The sequence below is a fragment of the Aeromonas sp. 604282 genome (genome assembly GCF_049170575.1).
Taxonomy (GTDB): Bacteria; Pseudomonadota; Gammaproteobacteria; order Enterobacterales; family Aeromonadaceae; genus Aeromonas; species Aeromonas veronii_A.
In genome coordinates, this window is the sequence record NZ_JAAKMV010000001.1 from 499,419 (window position 1) to 518,109 (window position 18,691).

General features: G+C 60.6%; 16 protein-coding genes and 1 riboswitch. Of the genes, 6 read left to right on the top strand and 10 right to left on the bottom strand.

The window, feature by feature from the left end; translation table 11 throughout:
* Positions 1 to 223: 223 nt before the first annotated feature.
* The 3 genes from G5367_RS02130 to G5367_RS02140 form a co-directional block, all read right to left on the bottom strand.
* Positions 224 to 871 (bottom strand): thiopurine S-methyltransferase, encoded by a 648-nt coding sequence (locus G5367_RS02130; RefSeq protein ID WP_421211293.1) that lies wholly within the window; start codon positions 869 to 871, stop codon positions 224 to 226.
* Between the two features lie 198 nt (positions 872 to 1,069).
* On the bottom strand, positions 1,070 to 2,440 hold the full coding sequence (locus G5367_RS02135) for a leucine-rich repeat-containing protein kinase family protein (protein ID WP_421243699.1): 1,371 nt from the start codon (positions 2,438 to 2,440) through the stop codon (positions 1,070 to 1,072).
* A 251-nt stretch (positions 2,441 to 2,691) separates the two neighbouring features.
* A complete protein-coding gene (locus G5367_RS02140; protein WP_216978623.1) occupies positions 2,692 to 3,483 on the bottom strand; it encodes an alpha/beta fold hydrolase in 792 nt (263 codons plus the stop codon).
* Between the two features lie 117 nt (positions 3,484 to 3,600).
* Between G5367_RS02140 and G5367_RS02145 the strand changes: the two genes are divergently transcribed.
* Genes G5367_RS02145 through G5367_RS02155 form a run of 3 tightly spaced genes read left to right on the top strand, consistent with a single transcriptional unit; the run spans position 3,601 to position 4,850 of the window.
* The gene (locus G5367_RS02145; protein WP_421243700.1) at positions 3,601 to 3,984 is read left to right on the top strand and encodes an MmcQ/YjbR family DNA-binding protein; all 384 of its coding nucleotides are present in this window, start codon (positions 3,601 to 3,603) and stop codon (positions 3,982 to 3,984) included.
* Entirely contained in the window at positions 3,981 to 4,457 is a 477-nt protein-coding gene (locus tag G5367_RS02150; protein ID WP_337072121.1) for a GNAT family N-acetyltransferase, read from the top strand. Before G5367_RS02145 ends, G5367_RS02150 begins: the two co-directional genes overlap by 4 nt.
* A 57-nt stretch (positions 4,458 to 4,514) precedes the next feature.
* Positions 4,515 to 4,850 carry a DUF3802 family protein gene (locus tag G5367_RS02155; RefSeq protein ID WP_216978620.1) on the top strand — a complete coding sequence of 112 codons (336 nt, stop codon included), beginning with the start codon at positions 4,515 to 4,517 and terminating at the stop codon, positions 4,848 to 4,850.
* 245 nt (positions 4,851 to 5,095) lie between these two features.
* Here the strand turns inward: G5367_RS02155 and msrA are convergent, their stop codons facing one another.
* On the bottom strand, positions 5,096 to 5,728 hold the full coding sequence (msrA, locus tag G5367_RS02160) for a peptide-methionine (S)-S-oxide reductase MsrA (RefSeq protein ID WP_005333739.1): 633 nt from the start codon (positions 5,726 to 5,728) through the stop codon (positions 5,096 to 5,098).
* A gap of 268 nt (positions 5,729 to 5,996) precedes the next feature.
* On the opposite strand from msrA, the gene argA reads away from it, so the two are divergent.
* Positions 5,997 to 7,325 carry an amino-acid N-acetyltransferase gene (gene argA / locus G5367_RS02165; protein WP_005345063.1) on the top strand — a complete coding sequence of 443 codons (1,329 nt, stop codon included), beginning with the start codon at positions 5,997 to 5,999 and terminating at the stop codon, positions 7,323 to 7,325.
* 107 nt (positions 7,326 to 7,432) lie between these two features.
* A riboswitch (Lysine riboswitch) is annotated at positions 7,433 to 7,656 on the top strand.
* 90 nt (positions 7,657 to 7,746) lie between these two features.
* Positions 7,747 to 9,099, top strand: coding sequence for a lysine-sensitive aspartokinase 3 (gene lysC / locus G5367_RS02170; protein WP_421243701.1), 1,353 nt, complete (start codon positions 7,747 to 7,749; stop codon positions 9,097 to 9,099).
* An 81-nt stretch (positions 9,100 to 9,180) separates the two neighbouring features.
* Here the strand turns inward: lysC and G5367_RS02175 are convergent, their stop codons facing one another.
* On the bottom strand, positions 9,181 to 10,266 hold the full coding sequence (locus tag G5367_RS02175; RefSeq protein ID WP_421243702.1) for a hypothetical protein: 1,086 nt from the start codon (positions 10,264 to 10,266) through the stop codon (positions 9,181 to 9,183).
* A 255-nt stretch (positions 10,267 to 10,521) separates the two neighbouring features.
* Between G5367_RS02175 and G5367_RS02180 the strand changes: the two genes are divergently transcribed.
* The gene (locus tag G5367_RS02180; RefSeq protein ID WP_421243703.1) at positions 10,522 to 12,777 is read left to right on the top strand and encodes an LTA synthase family protein; all 2,256 of its coding nucleotides are present in this window, start codon (positions 10,522 to 10,524) and stop codon (positions 12,775 to 12,777) included.
* Between the two features lie 91 nt (positions 12,778 to 12,868).
* Here the strand turns inward: G5367_RS02180 and aroG are convergent, their stop codons facing one another.
* The 5 genes from aroG to G5367_RS02205 all read right to left on the bottom strand — a co-directional run bounded on the left by aroG (position 12,869) and on the right by G5367_RS02205 (position 18,642).
* Positions 12,869 to 13,924 (bottom strand): 3-deoxy-7-phosphoheptulonate synthase AroG, encoded by a 1,056-nt coding sequence (gene aroG, locus G5367_RS02185; RefSeq protein ID WP_005351268.1) that lies wholly within the window; start codon positions 13,922 to 13,924, stop codon positions 12,869 to 12,871.
* 220 nt (positions 13,925 to 14,144) lie between these two features.
* Positions 14,145 to 15,428, bottom strand: coding sequence for a 3-phosphoshikimate 1-carboxyvinyltransferase (gene aroA / locus G5367_RS02190; protein ID WP_421243704.1), 1,284 nt, complete (start codon positions 15,426 to 15,428; stop codon positions 14,145 to 14,147).
* Positions 15,429 to 15,652: 224 nt separating this feature from the next.
* Positions 15,653 to 16,741 carry a 3-phosphoserine/phosphohydroxythreonine transaminase gene (gene serC / locus G5367_RS02195; RefSeq protein WP_005345045.1) on the bottom strand — a complete coding sequence of 363 codons (1,089 nt, stop codon included), beginning with the start codon at positions 16,739 to 16,741 and terminating at the stop codon, positions 15,653 to 15,655.
* Between the two features lie 225 nt (positions 16,742 to 16,966).
* A complete protein-coding gene (locus G5367_RS02200; RefSeq protein WP_268011779.1) occupies positions 16,967 to 17,893 on the bottom strand; it encodes an electron transfer flavoprotein subunit alpha/FixB family protein in 927 nt (308 codons plus the stop codon).
* Complete coding sequence (locus tag G5367_RS02205) at positions 17,890 to 18,642, bottom strand: electron transfer flavoprotein subunit beta/FixA family protein (RefSeq protein WP_421243705.1); 753 nt, start codon at positions 18,640 to 18,642, stop codon at positions 17,890 to 17,892. Before G5367_RS02205 ends, G5367_RS02200 begins: the two co-directional genes overlap by 4 nt.
* Positions 18,643 to 18,691 lie beyond the last annotated feature (49 nt).

Sequence of the window (18,691 nt, forward strand, 5' to 3'; positions counted from 1 at the left end):
CCAAAAGTGAACATGAGCGTGAAAATCAGACACTGAGTTGCTGATCAGCAAGCGGGAAAGACCCGATACTCGCTTTGCAATGCCAACAGTGATTGAGAAACAGCCTCATATTAGGCACTCCCCCCGCCAATCACGTTGATCTACGTCAAAGGAGGTAGCGAAGAGCGCATAGCCCGATGATTTGTCGGCGCAGATCACCCTTTGCTCGCCCGTTAGCTGCCCGTTAACCCCGGCGAACCAGCCGGTAGGCTACCTCATCGAAGTAGGAGAGCTGGCCCGACAACACCCGCGGGTGATCCACCTCGGCGGCGCGCCCCAGCACCTCGATACGAAAATCGCGCTCAAACAGGGCTCGCACCTCCATCTCACCCACCGAGAAGGGGGGCTGACTCTGCTGCTCCGGCTGATATTCAAGGGTCACCAGCAGGATCTGGCCGCCGGTCTCGACCAGCGAACTGATCAGGGCTGCATACTGGCGGCGCATCGCGGTCGGCAGGGCGATCAGCGCCGCGCGATCATAGACCAGCCGGTAACAGCGACCCAGACTGGAGGCGGCGAAAAAATCCCCCTGAAAAATGCGCAGGCTGTCCACCTGATGACACTGATAAGGGCCTACTTCGCTCACGGTCGCGGCGAGCTGGTTTTCACTGAAGAACTGGCTGACGGCAAGGCTCGATAGCTCGAAACCGTCGACCGGATGGCCCTGAGCGCTCAGCCAGAGCATGTCACGGGACTTGCCGCACAGGGGAACCAGCACCGGCTCGTCCGCTTGCTGGGCTGACCACCAGGATTGCAGCCAGTGGTTGAAGTCCGCCTGATGAAAGCCAATCCGGTTCTCTTCCCAACGCTGATGCCAAAACGCAGCTTCCATCGTTATTACCCTTCTGTACTAAAGATGCCTCAATATCACAACTTAACCGGCACCGCGCAACCCTCTGCCCTCCCCTTTTTGCCGCGCAGCCTCGGCGTGTTATCGGGAGAATGGCGGGACGTCACCTTGCCGTGCGCCTCGCTGTCGCAATGAGCGCTATTGGCTGCGTTTATAACGTGCCTGCCAACGTCAATTAGATCACGACAGCGTGGCGCGAGCGGCCGCCAGCTGACGCTCGATATAAGCAAAATCGGGGCGTTTGGCGGGGAGTTCCGAGAGGCAGGCCGCTTTGAGCTGATGCAACCCATCAAGCAGTGAGTCTTGCGTATCGCAATGGGCCAGCAGCTCCTCCAGCAGGCAACCAAAGGCGCGCACTTCCAGTCGCTCAAGGCACATGGCCCGCTCGCGGTCGCAGCGGTCATATAAGGAAGCGGCGCCAAAATCCCCCAGCAGGGCGCGAGCCGGCGCGTCAGAACCGCGGGCAAACAGAATATTGTGGCCGTAGAGATCCCCGTGCATGATGCCCGCGCGATGCAGATGGCCCTCCACCGAGGCGATGCCGTGGGCCATCGCCAGCGCATCCGGCACACTCAGATGCAGCCCCTCTGGATAGACATCCCGGGTGCAGGAGTCCAGGCTCGGCGGCCCGGCCAGATTGACAAAGGCCGGGTCGATCAGCTCCATCACCAGCGCCGGAATACCGGAGGGGTGATCAGCCACCTTGCCTATCACCTTGATAAGGTTGGGATGAGTGCCCGCCGCCAGCGATGCCGCCATCTCGCAGCGGGGCAACCCGTCGCTGGTCACCGCCCCCTTGAACAGCTTGACCGCCACCTGACTGGCATCGGCTCCGCCGCTGGCCTGAGTCACTTCATCAGCAGGATTACCCACAAGGGTGGCGCGATGGATAACGCCGGATGCTCCCTGCCCCAGCAGCTCGCCCAGCGCCAGCGTATCCCAGGCAAGGGGAGCGACATGGGCATCATCGATGGCCCGCGCCTCCGCCCCTTCGCTAAAGGGGTTGCCGGAGTAGGCGAGCCATGCAAGGCGCGGCAGCGAGAGCAGCCACTCGGGGAAGCGTTCGATGCGGTTGGCGGCGATGCGCAGCAGCTCCAGATTGCGGCAGTTGGCAAGACTTGCCGGCAACTCGCGCAGGCGGTTGCCCGCCAGCATCAGCTTTTGCAGGGCGTCGCACTGGCCCAACTCATCGGGCAACTGTTCAATTGCGTTATCGGTCAGGATCAGCCAGCGCAAACCGGCGGGCAGCGCCTTGGCCGACACGGTGGCAATCTGGTTATCCTTAAAGCCCACCATGGTCAGCGCCGGGCAGCGTCCCAGCACCTCGGGCAGCTCGGTAAAGCGGTTCTCGGAGCAGAAGATAATGCGCAGTTTGCCAAACCCGGCCAGCTCGTCGGGGAGCGCGCTTAGCTGGTTGCCGGTGAGATCCAGCACCTCCAGCGTCTCTTTCAGGCTCAAAATCTCGGAGGGGAAAACCGCAAGGTTTTCAGAGAGCTTCAAATGGCGGGCACCGCACAATTCACCCGCGCGCAGCTGTTCCAGAGTATGCATAACCGTTTCTCAATCCTGATGATCTGCCTGATGACGTAGCCAGCCATCAGCGCGCGCCGAACCCGGGTCCGGCGATTTTAAAGGGGGGCATTATAAAGAATCAGAGGGGCAGATCACCCCTTGTAGCTTGAAAGTATGCGGCTTATACGATCGCCAAGACAGCGACATCTATTGCACGTTGGCAGCGCTTTGCTCACGGCCTGCTTGCAATGCCGCTGTAGCATGACCTGAATGCACAGCGTAACGAATCCTTATTTCCGTCCGCACCCCAGCGATTGAATAAATGCCAGCGTACGACGATTAAACTGTTCCGGCTGCTCCACATTGCAGACATGGCCGCACCGCTGGATCACCGCCAACGAGGAGCTGGCATCGATGGCCACCTGTTCGCGCACCGGTGCCAGAAACATATGATCCTCCTCCCCCATCACATAGAGGGTGGGAATGGGCAGGGAGCGTTCGCGAAAATAGCGCATCAGCGGGTTGACCTCGGTGGCGAGGCGGAACCAGCGCTTGAACTCTTTCTGGCAGAGCTTGCGGGCCTCGCGCACAAAGAGGTTGCGCGACTCCTGATGGTGCTGGCGCGGCATGATGATGAAGGCAAACAGCCGGTAGAGCCACATATAGGGCAGGAAGTGCTGGCCGAGTCGGCCCAGCTGCACCAGCACCCGCGATCGGATATCGAGCCGCAGGATGGCGCCCCCCAGTACCATGCTCTTGACCCGCTCCGGGCAGAGCTCGGCCAGATGGCGAATCAGGATGGTACCAAGGGAGATGCCGACAAAGTGGGCGCGGCGGATATCGAGATGATCGAGCAGCCGAACGATATCTTCGGTCACTTCCCGAAAGCTGTAGTGGCCCTTGACCACCTGTTGCAGCTGGTGGGACTGGCCGTGGCCGCGCAAGTCCAGCAGCAGCACATTGAAGTGCTCGCGATAGGCGCGCAGCTGCTTGAACCAGATGGAGGAGCTGCCACCGGCGCCGTGGACAAACACCACCCAATCCCGCTCGGGACCCAGTTCGAAAGTCTTGTGATACAACATCCAATAGGCTCCCTTGGTGATGGGGGGTATACTCGGCTGGCGCATATTAACAGAACAGGCCCGCCGATAGATATGCGCCTGACATGACCCGGATCACCCCTTGCGCGAGAACCCACCATGGATTTGACCCGTTTGCGCCACTTTCTGCTCTCCCTGCCGGGCACCACCGAAGATACACCGTTTGGCCCGGAGATCCTGGTCTACCGCATCGCGGGCAAGATGTTCGCGCTGGTGGATTGGCAGGCCGAGCCGCTTACCATCAACCTCAAGTGCGAGCCCGAGCTAGCGTTGCTGCTGCGCGAGATCCACCCCGAGGTCAAACCGGGCTGGCATATGAACAAACAACACTGGAACACAGTGACCCTGAACAGCACCTTGCCGGATGATCTCTGGCAAGGCTGGGTGCTCCACTCCTATGAGCGGGTTGTCGCGGGTTTGCCCAAAGCCAAACGGCCACAGGCGCCGCGCCCCCTCTCCCCCACTGACGACCCAACCTTATGACGCCAGCACTGCGTATTATCCCCCTTGACGAGACACATATCCCCGCCCTCGTGACCCTGTTTGAGCAGGCGGTGCGACGCAGCGGCCCCGAGCACTACAGCGCAGAACAGGTGGAGCAGTGGGCCCTCGGTTCACAGCATCCGGGCTTTGTCGGCCAGCTGCGTGAACACCACGGCTGGGTGGCAGAGCAGGCAAATGTGCCCCTCGGTTTTGTCACTCTGAGCTCCGATGGCCACCTCAGTCTGCTCTATGTGAGCGCCGACCATCAGCGCCAGGGACTGGGCAATCTGTTACTCACCACGGCGCTCGCGGGAGCCAGAGGGCTCGGTCTGACGCTCATCACCACCGAGGCCAGCGCCTTCAGTTATGAGCTATTTTTACGACATGGCTTTACGTTGACCGGGCTGGAGTGCGTGGAGCGGGGCGGAGTCAGTTTTACTCGCCATCGCCTGCACTGCAGCTTGCCAAGCTAGAGCAAGCCACTAAAATACGCTCAATTTTCGTATTGTTACTGTATTGAGGCAGCAACCATGGTGGTAGAAAGTGAAGGCTATATCTCGCTGATCGAGTATCTGGTGGAGAGTTTGGGATTGTTTGAATCCCAACAGCAGAGCGATGGTGAAGAGACCATCGAAGACCTGGTCAGTGGCCGTGTTGCCAGCAACCTGATGGCCATTTGCGAACAAAACCCCCAGCTCGATCCCAAGGTGCGTTTCGCCATCATGCAGGAGGCCGACGCCGTGGTCGCCGATCTGGAAGAGGTGCTCTCTGCTGTCTGGCTGCGCGCCCCGACCCCGGAACAAAAAACCTTCCTCATCGAATTTATCGATCTCATCAAGAACCTGTTCGACAGCGCGATCGCCTGACCGATCGCCCCTCCCGAGCGAAAACAAGCAGATATGAAAAGGGCCGCCTTGGTGGGCAGCCCTGCTTGCTATCATTTTCAACCCGCCAGTGCGTTCATTCATCAGGCGGTTATCAAGGCAAGAAATGTGTCTGGACTTTGCATCCGATCCCTGGACGCTACCTAGTTAGTCCCGCCTGGTCGCAATAAGTTCCCTCCTCCGACCATTTATTTTCACTTTTATTAAGAAATCGACTACAAACCTGTTCAGCGGTTCAGGCTGGGCGGCAAACAGACTCCAATGCCACCCAATCCGCAGTAACCATCCGGGTTTTTCTCCAGATATTGCTGATGGTAATCCTCGGCGTAGTAGAAGGGCGCCAGCGGCAAAATGCGGGTGGTGATGGCACGGCTGTCGCCGCTTGCCGCCATCGCCTGCTGGTAGGCCGCCATGCTCTGCTGGGCAATGATCTGCTGGCTCTCGTCGCCATAGAAGATCACCGAGCGATACTGGGTGCCAATGTCCCCGCCCTGACGCATCCCCTGCGCCGGATCGTGCTGCTCCCAGAACAGTCTGAGCAGATCGCCATAGCTGATCACCGCCGGATCAAACACCACCTGCACCGTCTCGGCATGGCCGGTCAGGCCGCTGCACACCTCTTTGTAGGTGGGATTCTGGGTCACGCCGCCCTGATAACCGGCCGCGGTGGAATAGACGCCCGGCTGCTGCCAGAACAGGCGCTCCACGCCCCAGAAACAGCCCATGCCAAACCAGGCGATCGCCATGTTCTCGGGCCAGGGCCCCTGGGTCGGGTTGCCATTCACCGCATGCTGCTGACCAATCACCATCGCTTCGCGTCGTCCCGGCAGGGCATCTGCCGGTGAAATAATCTGTTCCATGAATTCTGTCCTTGTATAAAACCCTGTGAAATCACACAGCTGACGAAAAGGAGCATCGAAGATAGCAGTTTATCGCGCCGGATCAACCAGCGGGCCCCTCCCCGCTCGCTCCGACGGCCATCTGCGCTTCCTGCCACACGTTCACAATCCGCACGGCCAAGCCACCCCTCGTAGACCAGAAACGGCCAAAATAAATATTTAGTCTTGATTTGTGAATTAATTTTCATATATTGAGCCAATCGCTGTTTTTTTATGGAAGAAATATCAAGTGCGTGAACGCGAACCCAGTCTGGTCAATGCCTTCCGGCAATCCACCCCCTATGTCAATGTGCATCGGGGGGCCACCTTTGTGCTGATGATGGGGGGAGAAGCCATCTGCCACCCAAACTTCGCCAATATCGTCAGCGATATCGCCCTGCTGCAGACACTGGGCATACGCCTGGTGCTGGTGTTTGGTTCACGTCCGCAAAACGATGAAGCGCTGGCCCGCGCCGGTATCGAGGCCCAGTATCACAAGCGGATCCGGGTCACCGATGACGAGAGTTTTACCATCATCAAACAGGTGTGTGGCGGCCTGCAATATGACATCACAGCCCAGCTTTCCATGGGGCTCGCCAACACCCCCATGCAGGGGGCGCGGATCAGCGTAGTGAGCGGCAACTTCGTCACCGCCCAGCCGCTGGGGGTAGATGATGGCATCGACTTTTGCCACAGCGGCCGGGTGCGCCGCATCGACGTGGAGGGGATCACCCGCCAGCTTGACCAGAAGAGTCTGGTGCTGATCTCTCCCATCGGCTGCTCGGTCACCGGCGAGAGCTTTAACCTGAGCTCGGAAGAGGTGGCCCGCCGGGTGGCGGTCGATCTCAAGGCGGACAAGCTTATCTGTTTCAGCAGCACCCAGGGGGTAATGGACAGGCGCGGCGAAGCCATCTCCGAGCTCTTCCCCGAGCAGGCCGAAGAGCTGCTGGTGGAGCTGGAGCAGGCTGGCGAAGAGATGTCCGGCACCGCCCGTTACCTGCGTGCGGCCATTGCCTCCTGCCGTGGCGGCGTGCCCCGCTCCCATCTGGTGAGCTATCAGGATGATGGCGCCATGTTGCAGGAGCTGTTCAGCCGCGACGGCCTCGGCACCCAGATAGTGCGGGAAAGTGCCGAGCAGGCCCGCGCCGCCACCATCGAGGATATCGGTGGCATTCTGGATCTCATTCGCCCGCTGGAGGAGGAAGGGATTCTGGTACGTCGCTCCCGCGAACAACTGGAGATGGAGATCGACAAGTTCACCATCATCGAGCGCGATGGCCTCATCATCGGCTGCGCGGCCCTCTACTGCTTTATGGAAGAGGCGATGGCGGAGATGGCCTGCGTCGCCATTCACCCCGACTATCGCAACTCCAACCGGGGGGATCAGCTGGTGGCAAAGGTGGCCGAGCGGGCCAAGCGGCTTGGCATTCGCCGTCTGTTCGTGCTCACCACCCGCTCCATCCACTGGTTCCGGGAGCGGGGCTTCGATCCGCTGGAAGTGGAAGATCTGCCGGTGGCGCGCCAGCGTCTCTACAACTGGCAGCGCCGTTCCAAGGTTTTGTCAAAGACCATTGCCTAAGTCATTGATCCTGCGTTGAGTTAGCTGACAATTTGAACTTTTTCACAAACTCGATTGACAGTGCAATCCAACGCAGGGTATTTCTAAATGCACTCCACCCCCCTGGTGGAGCCAGAAGAGGAGCGCTGCCCAGGCAGCCCAAGGGAGGACGCCAGCGTCCGGTGAACTTGGGTCAGGGGGAGCAGCGCCGAGACGAGTGAGGAGACTGGTAACCTCAACGTCGGCTGCGGGGGCTGAATCCCCCGGGTTGTCATCGGTAGTGATCATCCCCCACCGCGCCCTGTCAGGGGCGGTACGGGATGGGCTCTGCAGGTGGAGTGCTTCTGGCCGGGATAGCTTCGTTCATTCCTGCCATTTTCAGCCTCCTCCTCTCTTTTTTGCCCGATGGAACCGGAATCTTAAAATAAGACAGGAGTAAGCAATGAGCCCGATCAATGTCGCCAAGTTTGGCGGAACCAGTGTCGCCAACTTCCCGGCCATGAATCACTGCGCCGATATCGTGCTGGCCAATCCCGCCACGCGGGTGGTGGTACTGAGCGCCAGCGCCGGTGTCACCAACCTGCTGGTCGCTCTGGCACAAGGTGAGCTGGACGAAGCGGGCCGCGACGAGCAGCTGGCCAAGCTGTCCGACATTCAACAGGCAATTCTGGCCGACCTTGGCCACCCCGCCGAAGTGACGGCGCTGATCCACGATCAACTCGGCGAGATCCGCACCATGTCGCAGCAGGCCAGCCAGCAGACCGATGCCGAACTGGCTGATCGCCTCATCGCCTGTGGCGAGCTGATGTCTACCCGTCTCTTTACCGAACTGCTGCGCCAGCGCGGCGTCAAGGCCCACTGGCAGGATGTGCGCCAGCTGATGCGCACCGACAGCCGCTTTGGCAAGGCCACCGTCGATCTGGCCACCACCCGAACCCTCTGCCAGCAGACGCTGGGCCCGCAGCTTGGCGACAGCCTAATCATCACCCAGGGCTTTATCGGTGCCGATGGCGATGGCCGCACCACCACGCTGGGGCGCGGCGGCTCTGACTACAGCGCAGCCCTCTTGGCCGAAGCGCTCGATGCCGCCAGTATCGAGATCTGGACCGATGTGCCCGGCATCTACACCACGGATCCGCGCCTTGTCACCCGCGCCCGCCCCATTCCCGAAATCAGCTTTGTCGAGGCGGCCGAGATGGCCACCTTCGGCGCCAAGGTGCTACACCCGGCCACCTTGCAACCGGCGGTACGCCAGAATATTCCGGTGTTTGTCGGCTCCGCCAAGGACCCCGCCGCCGGTGGTACCTGGATCCGCGCCAGCACAGATTCAAGCCCGCTGTTTCGCGCCGTCGCCCTGCGCCGCCAGCAGGTGCTGGTGACCCTGCACAGCCTCAACATGTTCCACGCCTACGGCTTTTTGGCGGAAGTGTTCGGCATTCTGGCCCGTCACCGCATCTCGGTGGATCTCATCACCACGTCGGAGGTGAGCGTGTCACTGACCCTGGATCACACCGGCAGCCAGAGCAACGGCGAGCCGATCCTGAACGACAAGGTACTGGCCGAGCTGGGGCGACTCTGCAAGGTGGAGGTGGAAACCGGTCTGGCACTGGTGGCGCTCATCGGCAACCGGATGAGCGAAGTGAACGGGGTGGGCAGTCAGGTCTTCGACGCCCTGCGCGAGCACAACATCCGGATGATCTGCTACGGCGCCAGCGCCCACAACCTCTGCTTCCTGGTCAAGGAGAGCGAGGCGGGCAATATCGTCAACCGCCTCCATCAGGAGCTGCTGGACTGATCTTCACCCGAGGCAATTTCGAACACGCAACAGGGCGCCCGCAAGGCGCCCTGTTCATTTGCATTCCGCAAAGGTATCGGCTCAGGCAAGGCTGGTGGCAGGCAACTGACAGGCCACGGCTTCGCGGCGCAGCTGCTGCAAGCGGGCCAGCAGCCCTGTCTGCCCCAGCTCCGTCTCCTGAGGCGAGAGATTGTCCACCAGCAGCGGATAGTGATCCGTCACCGCCTGCATCAACCAGTCGAGACGGCGCAGGGTGAGCGGGCCACAGCTCTGGCCGCTCAGATCATCGGCCACATCGAGCCGGTGGCTGCGATACATGTCCCGCCACCAGTTGGCGACCAGCGCCTCGTCGCTCGCCAGCGCGGCGCTCCACTCCCCCTGCAGGGCGTGCAGGCGGGCCAGCACGGGCGCGCTGGCCCCTTCGCGGATCAGGTGGTGGAGCTCCCGTTTCACCCATTTCAGACAAAGCTCGCGCCAGTAGCGAAATTGCGGCAGAGGATCGGCCTCATCGAGCCAGAGTCCGGAGAGGGTGCGGGTCTCCAACCGCTCCGGTACATGGAACTGCGGGTCGACCAGACCGTTGGAGTTGTATTCAAAGCGGGGATCGAAGGTCCACATATAGCCAAAGTCGAACACGCAGATCTGCTCGCCGTCATCGAGCAGGTTGCCCGGGCTCGGGTCCCAGTCAAACCAGCCCCAGCGGGCCAGCTCCCCCTGCACCTCCAGCATCTGGGCCAGATTGCGCTCGTTGAGCTGATGGACCGGCACACCCCGCAACCAGGGGGAGACCAGTACCCCGGCCCGCGCCGAGCCGAAGCTGGTGCAGACCACGTGGGAGAGGACAGTAGGATGCAGCTCGCGCAGCGCCTCGATTTCGCGCCGCCGTTCCAGCTCGGTGAGGAAAGCGGTCTTGCCATCGAGGTTGGCTACCAGCGAATCCTGACGCCGCCGCTTGAGGCACCAGTGATGCCCCTCTACCTTGAGGTGAAACACCTCGGCGGTAAGACCGTGGCGATAGACCTTGACCACCGCGGGATGAGTATCCTTTAGTTTGGTCAGCTGGGCCAGTGGCAGCGGACAGTCGCGCTCGCGTCCGATCCGGATCTCTTCCTTGCTCTCCAGCATGCGCAGTAATCTGGCCTGACGCGCCATCACCTTAGGATTCATACATGTACCTCCTGTCGTTATTGAGAGCCTAAACAGCACACCCCTCCCAAGCCAGTGGCAAAACCCCATGATGACGCTTTCATCACATATTCCGAACAACCCCTCGATCGGGATCACAATTTGCAAGGTTGAGCTGTAACCAAATATTCATTAAGTGGTCATTAAATTGACAAGCTGGAACAAGGCCCGCACCATCGGGTCAAACTCTATACGGATGAACGATCTCTCCCTTACTCGCTCAAAGGATGAGCTTATATGAATCGCCCCTCCTCAGGCCGCCCCCGTGCCCTGAGTCTGTCCTCCGGGCTACTGGCCCTGCTGGGCGGATTGCTGCTGCTGACGCTGTTATTACCGCTGATCAATCCCGGCAGCTGGCTGGGCCGTGCCCAACCGCTGGTGCTGGGCCCCGCCGACAATCCGCTGGCCACCCTCACCCGCCACGCCCTGCTCTATAAAAGCGACAGCCGCGGCCTCTATCTGGTGGTGCGCAGCCAGTGGCTGTTGCGGGGGCCGCTGCAAGCGGGGGACAAGGTGCGAGTGGAGCTGCTCAACGACAAGGGGGAGCGGATCGACCAGCTCAGTCAGGCGGTGGATAAGCGTCAGGTGTGCCGCAATAACCGCTGCTCGCTGGATCTCAACAGCACCCTGCGCGCCCCGGACGATGCACTGGCCAGCCGCTATCAGCTGCGCATCGGTCTGCTGCTCAAAGATCGCCCCGAGAGCGGCGATTTCAGCCAGATCCTGCAAACCCTGCCGGAGCAGGGCTTCAACCTCACCTATCTGATGGTGAGCCTTACTCTGGTACTGGCTCTGAGCGCCGCCGTGCTCAAAACGGTGCTGCCAACGCTGCGCCGCAGCCTGCGCTGGCGGATCATCGGCAGCCTGCTGCTCGGCAACCTCACCTTCGTGCTGCTGCACGGCTTCGTGGTGTTCAAGCTGGGGGAGTTTCTGCTCTGGTCAGGCTTTCGGCCGGAACACTACTATCTGGCCTGGGGCAGCATGGTGCTGGGCTGGAGTCTCTGCGCGCTCGCGGGCTTCAACCTCTATATGGGGCTGGTCTTTACCGCACTTTCGGGAATAGGCCTGCTGGCCAACTTTATGAAGATCGCCATCTACGGGGTGCCACTCGGGGGTGATGATTTTGGCAACCTGCTGGCGCTGCTGCGGATCCTCCTCGATCAGCACCCCATCCTACCCATCTTCACCCTTTTGCTGGCACTGTTTCTCTGCTGGCGCTTTGCCCTGTCACGCTGGGTGCTGCGCACCGCAGCCGCCACCGTCGCCTTCTTTGCCCTCTGTGTCTTTGCCACCCAGACCGGCAACAAGTTGCTGGGGGCCAACATTCGTTACGTGGATCGCGCAGTCAACTACCACAGGGACATCATCCGCTCCGGCCCCGGCCTCTATCTGTTCAATCTGGTGGACGAGATGCTGCAAAGCGGCAGCGTGTTTCGCTACCCCTTGCAGATCAACGAGCTGACCCCGCAGTTGAGCCATCCGCCCCAAGGCATTGCGCCGCGCTGGGATCTGGTGATCGTGCTGCAATATGAGTCGCTCTGGCTCGACTGGAAGGGGCGTATCTGCGCCCCGGCCCCCACCCTATCCCTGCCCGCCAGCGTGCAGCAGTGGCAAAAGACCATCCACTCCCCCACCACTGGCGGCATGACGGTGCTGGCGGAGTTCGAGATGAATACCGGCCTGCCGGTGGGCTTGCTCAAGCAGGGGGTGGTGCCCTACTACTACCTCTCGGAGCAGGTGCCGGGGCTGGCCCAGAGCGCCAGACAGAGCGGCTATAAGACGCTGTTCGCCCACCCCTACGTAGAAAAATTCTGGGGCCGCGCCAAGGCAATCCCGGCGCTCGGCTATGAGGAGCGCTGGTTCAACACCCGCTTCACCACCCTTGAGCACAAGGGACTCTATATCTCCGATGATGCGCTCATCGACCACCTGCTCAAGCGCAGCGAACAGGATGATAAGCCGCTGTTTGCCTATGCGGTCACCATGCAGGGGCACGGCCCCTTCGATGGCCCCCGCTATCAGGGGCAGGAGCGCAGCGGCGCCTGCCCGAACCAGAGCGAGAGCGACACCCAGTTGCTCAACACCTACTACACCGGGGTGGTGGATGCCATGGCCTCGCTTGAGCGTCTGCTCAAGACCCTCGACCAGTCGGGCAAGCGCTATCTGGTGGTGGCCTTTGGCGATCACCAGCCGTTTTTGATGTCCGCCGGCAAGGGTATTCACGGCGACAAACCGGCGCGCGATGCCACCTACCAGATCCCCATGATGGCCTTTGCCCGCAGCGATGATCCTCTTATCCTCGGGGAACAATTTGCTCCGGTGCGCCAGCTCTACCAGATGGGTCAGGCCACCCGCCAGCTGCTGGCGGGGGATATCACCCCCATCGAGGACAAGCCTCTGCTCCATCCGGTGCTGGGAGAAGAGAAGGGGTTCGACCCCTCGAGCCTGGTTCCGCAGATCCGCGCCAGCTTCCGGCCCGATGCCCTGCCCTGAGCCTTAACCCTGCAACACGAATAGATGAGGCCGCAATAGCGGCCTCTGGTTATTACTTTCTCTTTGTCACTGCGACTGCAAAATCCCGTCTTTAGCGGGCGTTGCGGGTTGCAACGGCATCCGCCAGATTGCGCAGCAGCACTTCTGTATCGGCCCAACCGATGCAGGCATCGGTGATGCTCTGACCGACGGTGAGTTCACACCCTTCCACCAGATCCTGACGGCCTTCTACCAGATGGCTCTCCACCATCACACCAAACACCGCCTTGCTGCCGGCACGCAGCTGACCGGCCACATCCTCGGCCACCACCATCTGGTTCTTGAACTGTTTGCTGCTGTTGGCGTGACTAAAGTCGATCATCACCTTCTGTGGCAGACCAGCCTTCTCCAGCCCCTTCACAACTTCGCTGACATGTGCGGCGCTGTAGTTCGGCTCACGACCACCACGCAGAATGATGTGACAATCCGGGTTGCCACGGGTCGCCACGATGGCGGAGTGACCGTATTTGGTAACCGACAGGAAGTGGTGCGGCGCACTGGCAGCGCCAATGGCATCGATGGCCACCTTGATGGTGCCATCAGTGCCGTTCTTGAAGCCCACCGGGCAGGAGAGACCGGAGGCCAGCTCGCGGTGTACCTGGGATTCGGTAGTACGGGCACCGATCGCGCCCCAGCTCATCAGATCCGCCACATATTGCGGGGTGATCATGTCGAGGAACTCGGAGGCAGTTGGCAGCCCCATGTCGTTGAGATCCAGCAACAGCTTGCGACCAATGCGCAGACCGTCGTTGATCTTGCAGCTATTGTCGAGGTACGGATCGTTGATCAGCCCCTTCCAGCCCACTGTGGTGCGCGGTTTTTCGAAGTAGACCCGCATCACGATCTCCAGCTGACCTTTCAGCTCGTCGCGCAGCGCCTTGAGGCGCTTGCCGTACTCCAGCGCGGCAACCGGATCATGGATGGAGCATGGGCCAATCACCACCAGCAGACGATCATCTTCGCCAGCCAGGATATTGTGAATGGCCTGACGGGATTCAAAAACGGTGGACGAGGCCACCTCGGTAGCCGGAAACTTCTCAAGCACCGCAACCGGGGGTAATAACTCTTTGATTTCACTGATACGAACGTCGTCGGTTTGATGCTGCATGACAAGGCTTCCTGCTAGATGACTGCGATTAGGAAATCTCAACATAGCCCGCGACAGGGCATGTGTAAATAGGAAATTACAGCAATCACAAAACTATTTTATATATCAAACTTGCAAGTTATTGAAATGATGCTAGGCGAAATGGAAGTGCGGATGAGGAAGGCAAAAAGGCCCGCTCAGCGCGGGCCCGAAGCGTCGGTGATGACGGGTTTGTCAGTGATCAGCCACGCTGGCTGATACTGGCCAGCTTGTCGAAGTAATCAGGGAAGGTCTTCGAGGTGCACTTGGGATCATTGATGGTGACCGGGGTATCCGACAGCGCCACCAGCGAGAAGCACATGGCGATACGGTGATCGTTGTAGGTATCGATCTCGGCATGTTTGAGCTGGGTCGGCGGGGTCACGGTGATGAAGTCATGCCCCTCCTCCACTTCAACGCCCAGCTTGCGCAGCTCGGTCGCCATGGCGTGCAGACGATCGGTCTCTTTCACCCGCCAGTTGTAGATATTGCGAATGGAGGTCGGCCCCTCGGCAAACAGTGCGGCAACGGCGATGGTCATGGCCGCATCGGGAATATGGTTCATGTCCATATCCACTCCGTGCAGCGGTGCCTGCTCCGCCTCGATAAAATCATCGCCCCAGGTGATGCGCGCGCCCATCTTCTCCAGCACGTCGGCGAAGTGGATATCACCCTGAATGCTGTGCTTGCCGATACCGGTGACCCGCACCTTGCCCTTGATGGCGCCCGCTGCGAGGAAGTAAGAAGCGCTGGAGGCATCTCCTTCCACCAGAAAGTCACCCGGACTGATGTAGGTCTGGTTGCCCTTGATGTAGAACAACTTGTAGTTGTCGTGCTCGATGACCACCCCGAACTGCTTCATGATGTGCAGGGTGATGTCGATGTAGGGCTTGGAAACCAGCTCTCCCTTGATGTGGATCCGGGTATCACCCGCCGCCATCGGCGCCGCCATCAAAAACGCGGTCAGAAACTGGCTGGAGACGGAGCCATCGACGTGCACATCGCCGCCCCACAGCCCCTTGGCGTCCACCACCAGCGGCGGATAACCATCGTGTTTCAGGTACTGGATATGGGCACCCGCTTCACGCAGGGCATCCACCAGATGGCCGATGGGACGCTCTTCCATACGCGGCTCGCCGCCCAGGGTATATTCACCTGAGCCGAGGCATAGCGAGGCGCACAGCGGTCGCATGGCAGTACCGGCGTTGCCGAGGAACAGATTGACCGGCTCTTTTACCGCAAAGCTGCGGCCCAGACCCTGCACGGTACACTCGGTCTTGTCTGCGGAGAGCTTGTACTTGACCCCGAGCTGGGTCAGCGCAGCCAGCATGTGACGAATGTCATCGCTGTCGAGCAGGTTGGTCAAACGGGTGGTGCCACGAGCCAGCGCCGCCAGCAGCAGCGCTCGGTTAGAGACACTCTTGGAGCCGGGCAAATTGACCTCACCGGCCACACGTGAAATGGGTTCCAAACGCAACGAATTCATAGACTTCCTGTGCTATCTCAAAAATAAACGCCTGTCCGGACGTTAACAGCCTGCGTCCCGCTCGGCAAGGGCACTTTCAGCGGAAATCGCACGGCAAACGCCAGCGCGCTGGTTCTGTTGAAAAAAACGCCGGGGTATACCCGGCGTCTTGAATCACTGCAATAGCTGTAAGCGGCTCACGGGTTGTCACGAGAGGCCGCCAGCAAACAGGTGGAGCTCTCTTATCAGCCGTGGCGCTTGGCAAAGCCATCCATAAAGCTGACCAGGGCCTTCACCCCCTCCAGCGGCATGGCATTGTAGATACTGGCGCGCATGCCGCCGACAATGCGGTGCCCTTTGAGCGCCAGCAGACCAGCCGCTTCCGATTCGGCCAGGAACTGCTTGTCCAGCTCGGCATTTTTCAGCTGGAACGGGATGTTCATCCGCGAACGGCAGCTGACATCCACCTGATTGCCGTAGAAGCTCGACTGATCGAGATAGTCATAGAGGAAGTCGGCCTTCTCCTTGTTGCGCGCTTCCATCGCCTCGAGGCCACCCTGTTCCTTGAGCCACTCGAACACCAAACCGGCCAGATACCAGGCGTAGGTGGGCGGCGTGTTGAACATGGAGTCGTTCTTGGCGGTGAGCTTGTAGTCGAAAATCGAGGGCACATCAGCTCTGGCCTGATCCAGCAGATCATCGCGCACGATGGCGATGGCGAGCCCGGACGGCCCGATATTCTTCTGGGCACCGGCATAGATGATGCCAAAGCGGCTCACGTCGAGAGGACGGGAGAGGATGGTGGAGGAGAGATCTGCTACCAGCGGCACCTCGCCGGTGGCCGGGATGTCGAACATCTCGATGCCGTCGATGGTTTCGTTCGGGCAGTAGTGAACATAGGCCGCATCGGCGCGAAACGCCGGCGTCGGCAGCAGGTGGGAGATCCCCTGCTCGTTCTTGGCAACACCCTGGAAGGTCTGGATATCGCCATACTTTTTGGCTTCATCCACCGCGCTCTGGGACCAGACACCGGTCAGCAGAAAGTCCGCTTTCTTGTTGGCCCCGCCCAGCAGGTTCATGGGCACGGCGGAGAACTGACCGCGGCCGCCACCGTGCATGAAGAGCACCTTGTAGTTGTCCGGCACCGCCAGCAGCTCGCGCAGATCCGCTTCGGCCTTCTCGGCAACCGCCATGTAGGGCTTGCCGCGATGGGAAAGCTCCATGACCGAGGCTCCCAGCCCCTGAAAATTACAAAATTCGCGCTGGGCGCGCTCCATGACTTCAACCGGCAGCATGGCGGGGCCGGCGCAGAAGTTGTAAATCTGTTTGCTCATGACGCTTTCCGTGAGTGGATGAGAGTAATCGATGACTTGTCAGGTTTTACACAAGAGCCGCCACAGGATCAAAGGCTTTTTGGGAGCTGGCTCAACCTTTTACCATCACTCTGCATCCCCCTTGCAGTAGAAAAAGCCCTGAACGGGTCAGGGCTTGCAGGGAACATGCACAGAAATGGCGGGCAGAGCGCATAAACGACCACAGCTCAGCCATTTCTGACAAATTTACAGTTTGGCGGTGAGCTCAGGCAGCAGGGTGAAGAGATCCCCCACCAGCCCGTAGTCCGCCACCTGAAAGATGGGGGCGTCGCTGTCCTTGTTGATGGCCACGATCACTTTCGACTCCTTCATCCCCGCCAGATGCTGGATGGCCCCCGAAATACCGACCGCGATATAGAGCTCGGGCGCCACCACCTTGCCGGTCTGCCCCACCTGCAGATCGTTGGCGACATATCCCGCATCAACGGCGGCCCGCGATGCCCCCACCGCGCCGCCCAGCTTGTCGGCCAGCGCCTCAATCAGAGCAAATTGCGCCTTGGAGCCCAGCGCCCGACCACCGGAGACCACCACCCGAGCGGCTGTCAATTCGGGCCTGCTGGAGCGCACCGCGCGGCGCTCGACCAGCCGGGTACGGCCAGCGAATTCGGGCACGGCCAAGTGCTCGATAAGAGCCTGTCCGCCCGTCGCCGCCTTGGCAAACGCGGTGGCCCGCACTGTCATCACCTTGACGGGTGCCGAGCTTGCCACTCTGGCAATGGCATTGCCCGCATAGATGGGGCGCAGGAAGATGTCGCTGCTCTCGATAGCCGTCACCTCGGAGAGCATCTCCACCCCGAGCCGAGCCGCGACCTGTGGCAGCAACGCCTTGCCCATGGTACTCGCCGCCATCAGACAGTGGCTGTAACCTTTGCACCAGCTGGCCAGCAGCTTGTCCACCCCATCCAGCAGCCCGTCGGCCAGCAGGGGATGTTCGGCAAGCAACACCTTGTCGACGCCGCTGAGGGCTGCCGCCTGTTCACCCGCCTCGGTCAGCCCCTGCCCGAGCAACAGCAGGTCGACCTGACCGCCGATGGCTCCGGCGGCGGTGACCAGTTGTGCCACGTTGTCGGCCAGATGCCCCTGATGATGTTCGGCAATGATCAGCACGCTCATGGCAGCACCTTCGCTTCGTGTTTGAGTTTGTCCACCAGCTCGTCCACCGAGCCCACCTTGACCCCGGCGCTGCGGGCTGGCGGTGCCATCACCCCGAGCAAACGGGTCTGATTGGCCACCTCAACGGCGAGTGTCGAGAACGGAGCGCTATCCAGCGGCTTGCGCTTGGCCTTCATGATGTTGGGCAGCGAGGCAAAACGCGGTTCATTCAAACGCAGATCGGCGCTCACTACCGCAGGCAAAGGCATGCCCAGGGTCTCGAGGCCACCGTCGATTTCGCGAGTCACCAGCAGCTCTCCCGCTTCCACCTTAAGGGCGGACGCGCAGGTCGCCAGCGGCCAATCATTGAGAGCAGCCAGCATCTGGGCCACCTGATTGTTGTCTGAATCGATGGACTGCTTGCCGAGCAGCACCAGATCTGGCTGCTCCTGCTCACACACCTTGTGCAAGGCACGGGCGACAGTCAGCGGTGTGAGCGTCTCATCGGTGACATAATGCAGCGCCCGATCCGCCCCCAGCGCCAGCCCATGGCGCAGTTGCTCGGCGGCAGCGTCTGGGCCGAAGGTCACCACCACCAGCTCGCTGACAACCCCGGCTTCCCGCAGCCTGACCCCCTCCTCCACCGCAATTTCACAAAAGGGGTTGATCCCCATCTTCACATTGGCGAGCTCCACGTCGGAGCCGTCTCCCTTCACCCGGATCTTGACGTTGTAGTCGACTACCCGTTTGATTGCGACCAGCAGCTTCATGGGGTCATGCCTCGTCTCTTTGGATTGAATTCATTAGTGTGCCTCTGCG

Excerpts from the sequence above, each read along its gene's own strand:
- G5367_RS02130 (WP_421211293.1), bottom strand. The coding sequence starts at position 871 with ATGGAAGCTGCGTTTTGGCATCAGCGTTGGGAAGAGAACCGGATTGGC.
- G5367_RS02135 (WP_421243699.1), bottom strand. The coding sequence starts at position 2,440 with ATGCATACTCTGGAACAGCTGCGCGCGGGTGAATTGTGCGGTGCCCGC.
- G5367_RS02140 (WP_216978623.1), bottom strand. The coding sequence starts at position 3,483 with ATGTTGTATCACAAGACTTTCGAACTGGGTCCCGAGCGGGATTGGGTG.
- G5367_RS02145 (WP_421243700.1), top strand. The coding sequence starts at position 3,601 with ATGGATTTGACCCGTTTGCGCCACTTTCTGCTCTCCCTGCCGGGCACC.
- G5367_RS02150 (WP_337072121.1), top strand. The coding sequence starts at position 3,981 with ATGACGCCAGCACTGCGTATTATCCCCCTTGACGAGACACATATCCCC.
- G5367_RS02155 (WP_216978620.1), top strand. The coding sequence starts at position 4,515 with ATGGTGGTAGAAAGTGAAGGCTATATCTCGCTGATCGAGTATCTGGTG.
- msrA (WP_005333739.1), bottom strand. The coding sequence starts at position 5,728 with ATGGAACAGATTATTTCACCGGCAGATGCCCTGCCGGGACGACGCGAA.
- lysC (WP_421243701.1), top strand. The coding sequence starts at position 7,747 with ATGAGCCCGATCAATGTCGCCAAGTTTGGCGGAACCAGTGTCGCCAAC.
- G5367_RS02175 (WP_421243702.1), bottom strand. The coding sequence starts at position 10,266 with ATGAATCCTAAGGTGATGGCGCGTCAGGCCAGATTACTGCGCATGCTG.
- G5367_RS02180 (WP_421243703.1), top strand. The coding sequence starts at position 10,522 with ATGAATCGCCCCTCCTCAGGCCGCCCCCGTGCCCTGAGTCTGTCCTCC.
- aroG (WP_005351268.1), bottom strand. The coding sequence starts at position 13,924 with ATGCAGCATCAAACCGACGACGTTCGTATCAGTGAAATCAAAGAGTTA.
- aroA (WP_421243704.1), bottom strand. The coding sequence starts at position 15,428 with ATGAATTCGTTGCGTTTGGAACCCATTTCACGTGTGGCCGGTGAGGTC.
- serC (WP_005345045.1), bottom strand. The coding sequence starts at position 16,741 with ATGAGCAAACAGATTTACAACTTCTGCGCCGGCCCCGCCATGCTGCCG.
- G5367_RS02200 (WP_268011779.1), bottom strand. The coding sequence starts at position 17,893 with ATGAGCGTGCTGATCATTGCCGAACATCATCAGGGGCATCTGGCCGAC.
- G5367_RS02205 (WP_421243705.1), bottom strand. The coding sequence starts at position 18,642 with ATGAAGCTGCTGGTCGCAATCAAACGGGTAGTCGACTACAACGTCAAG.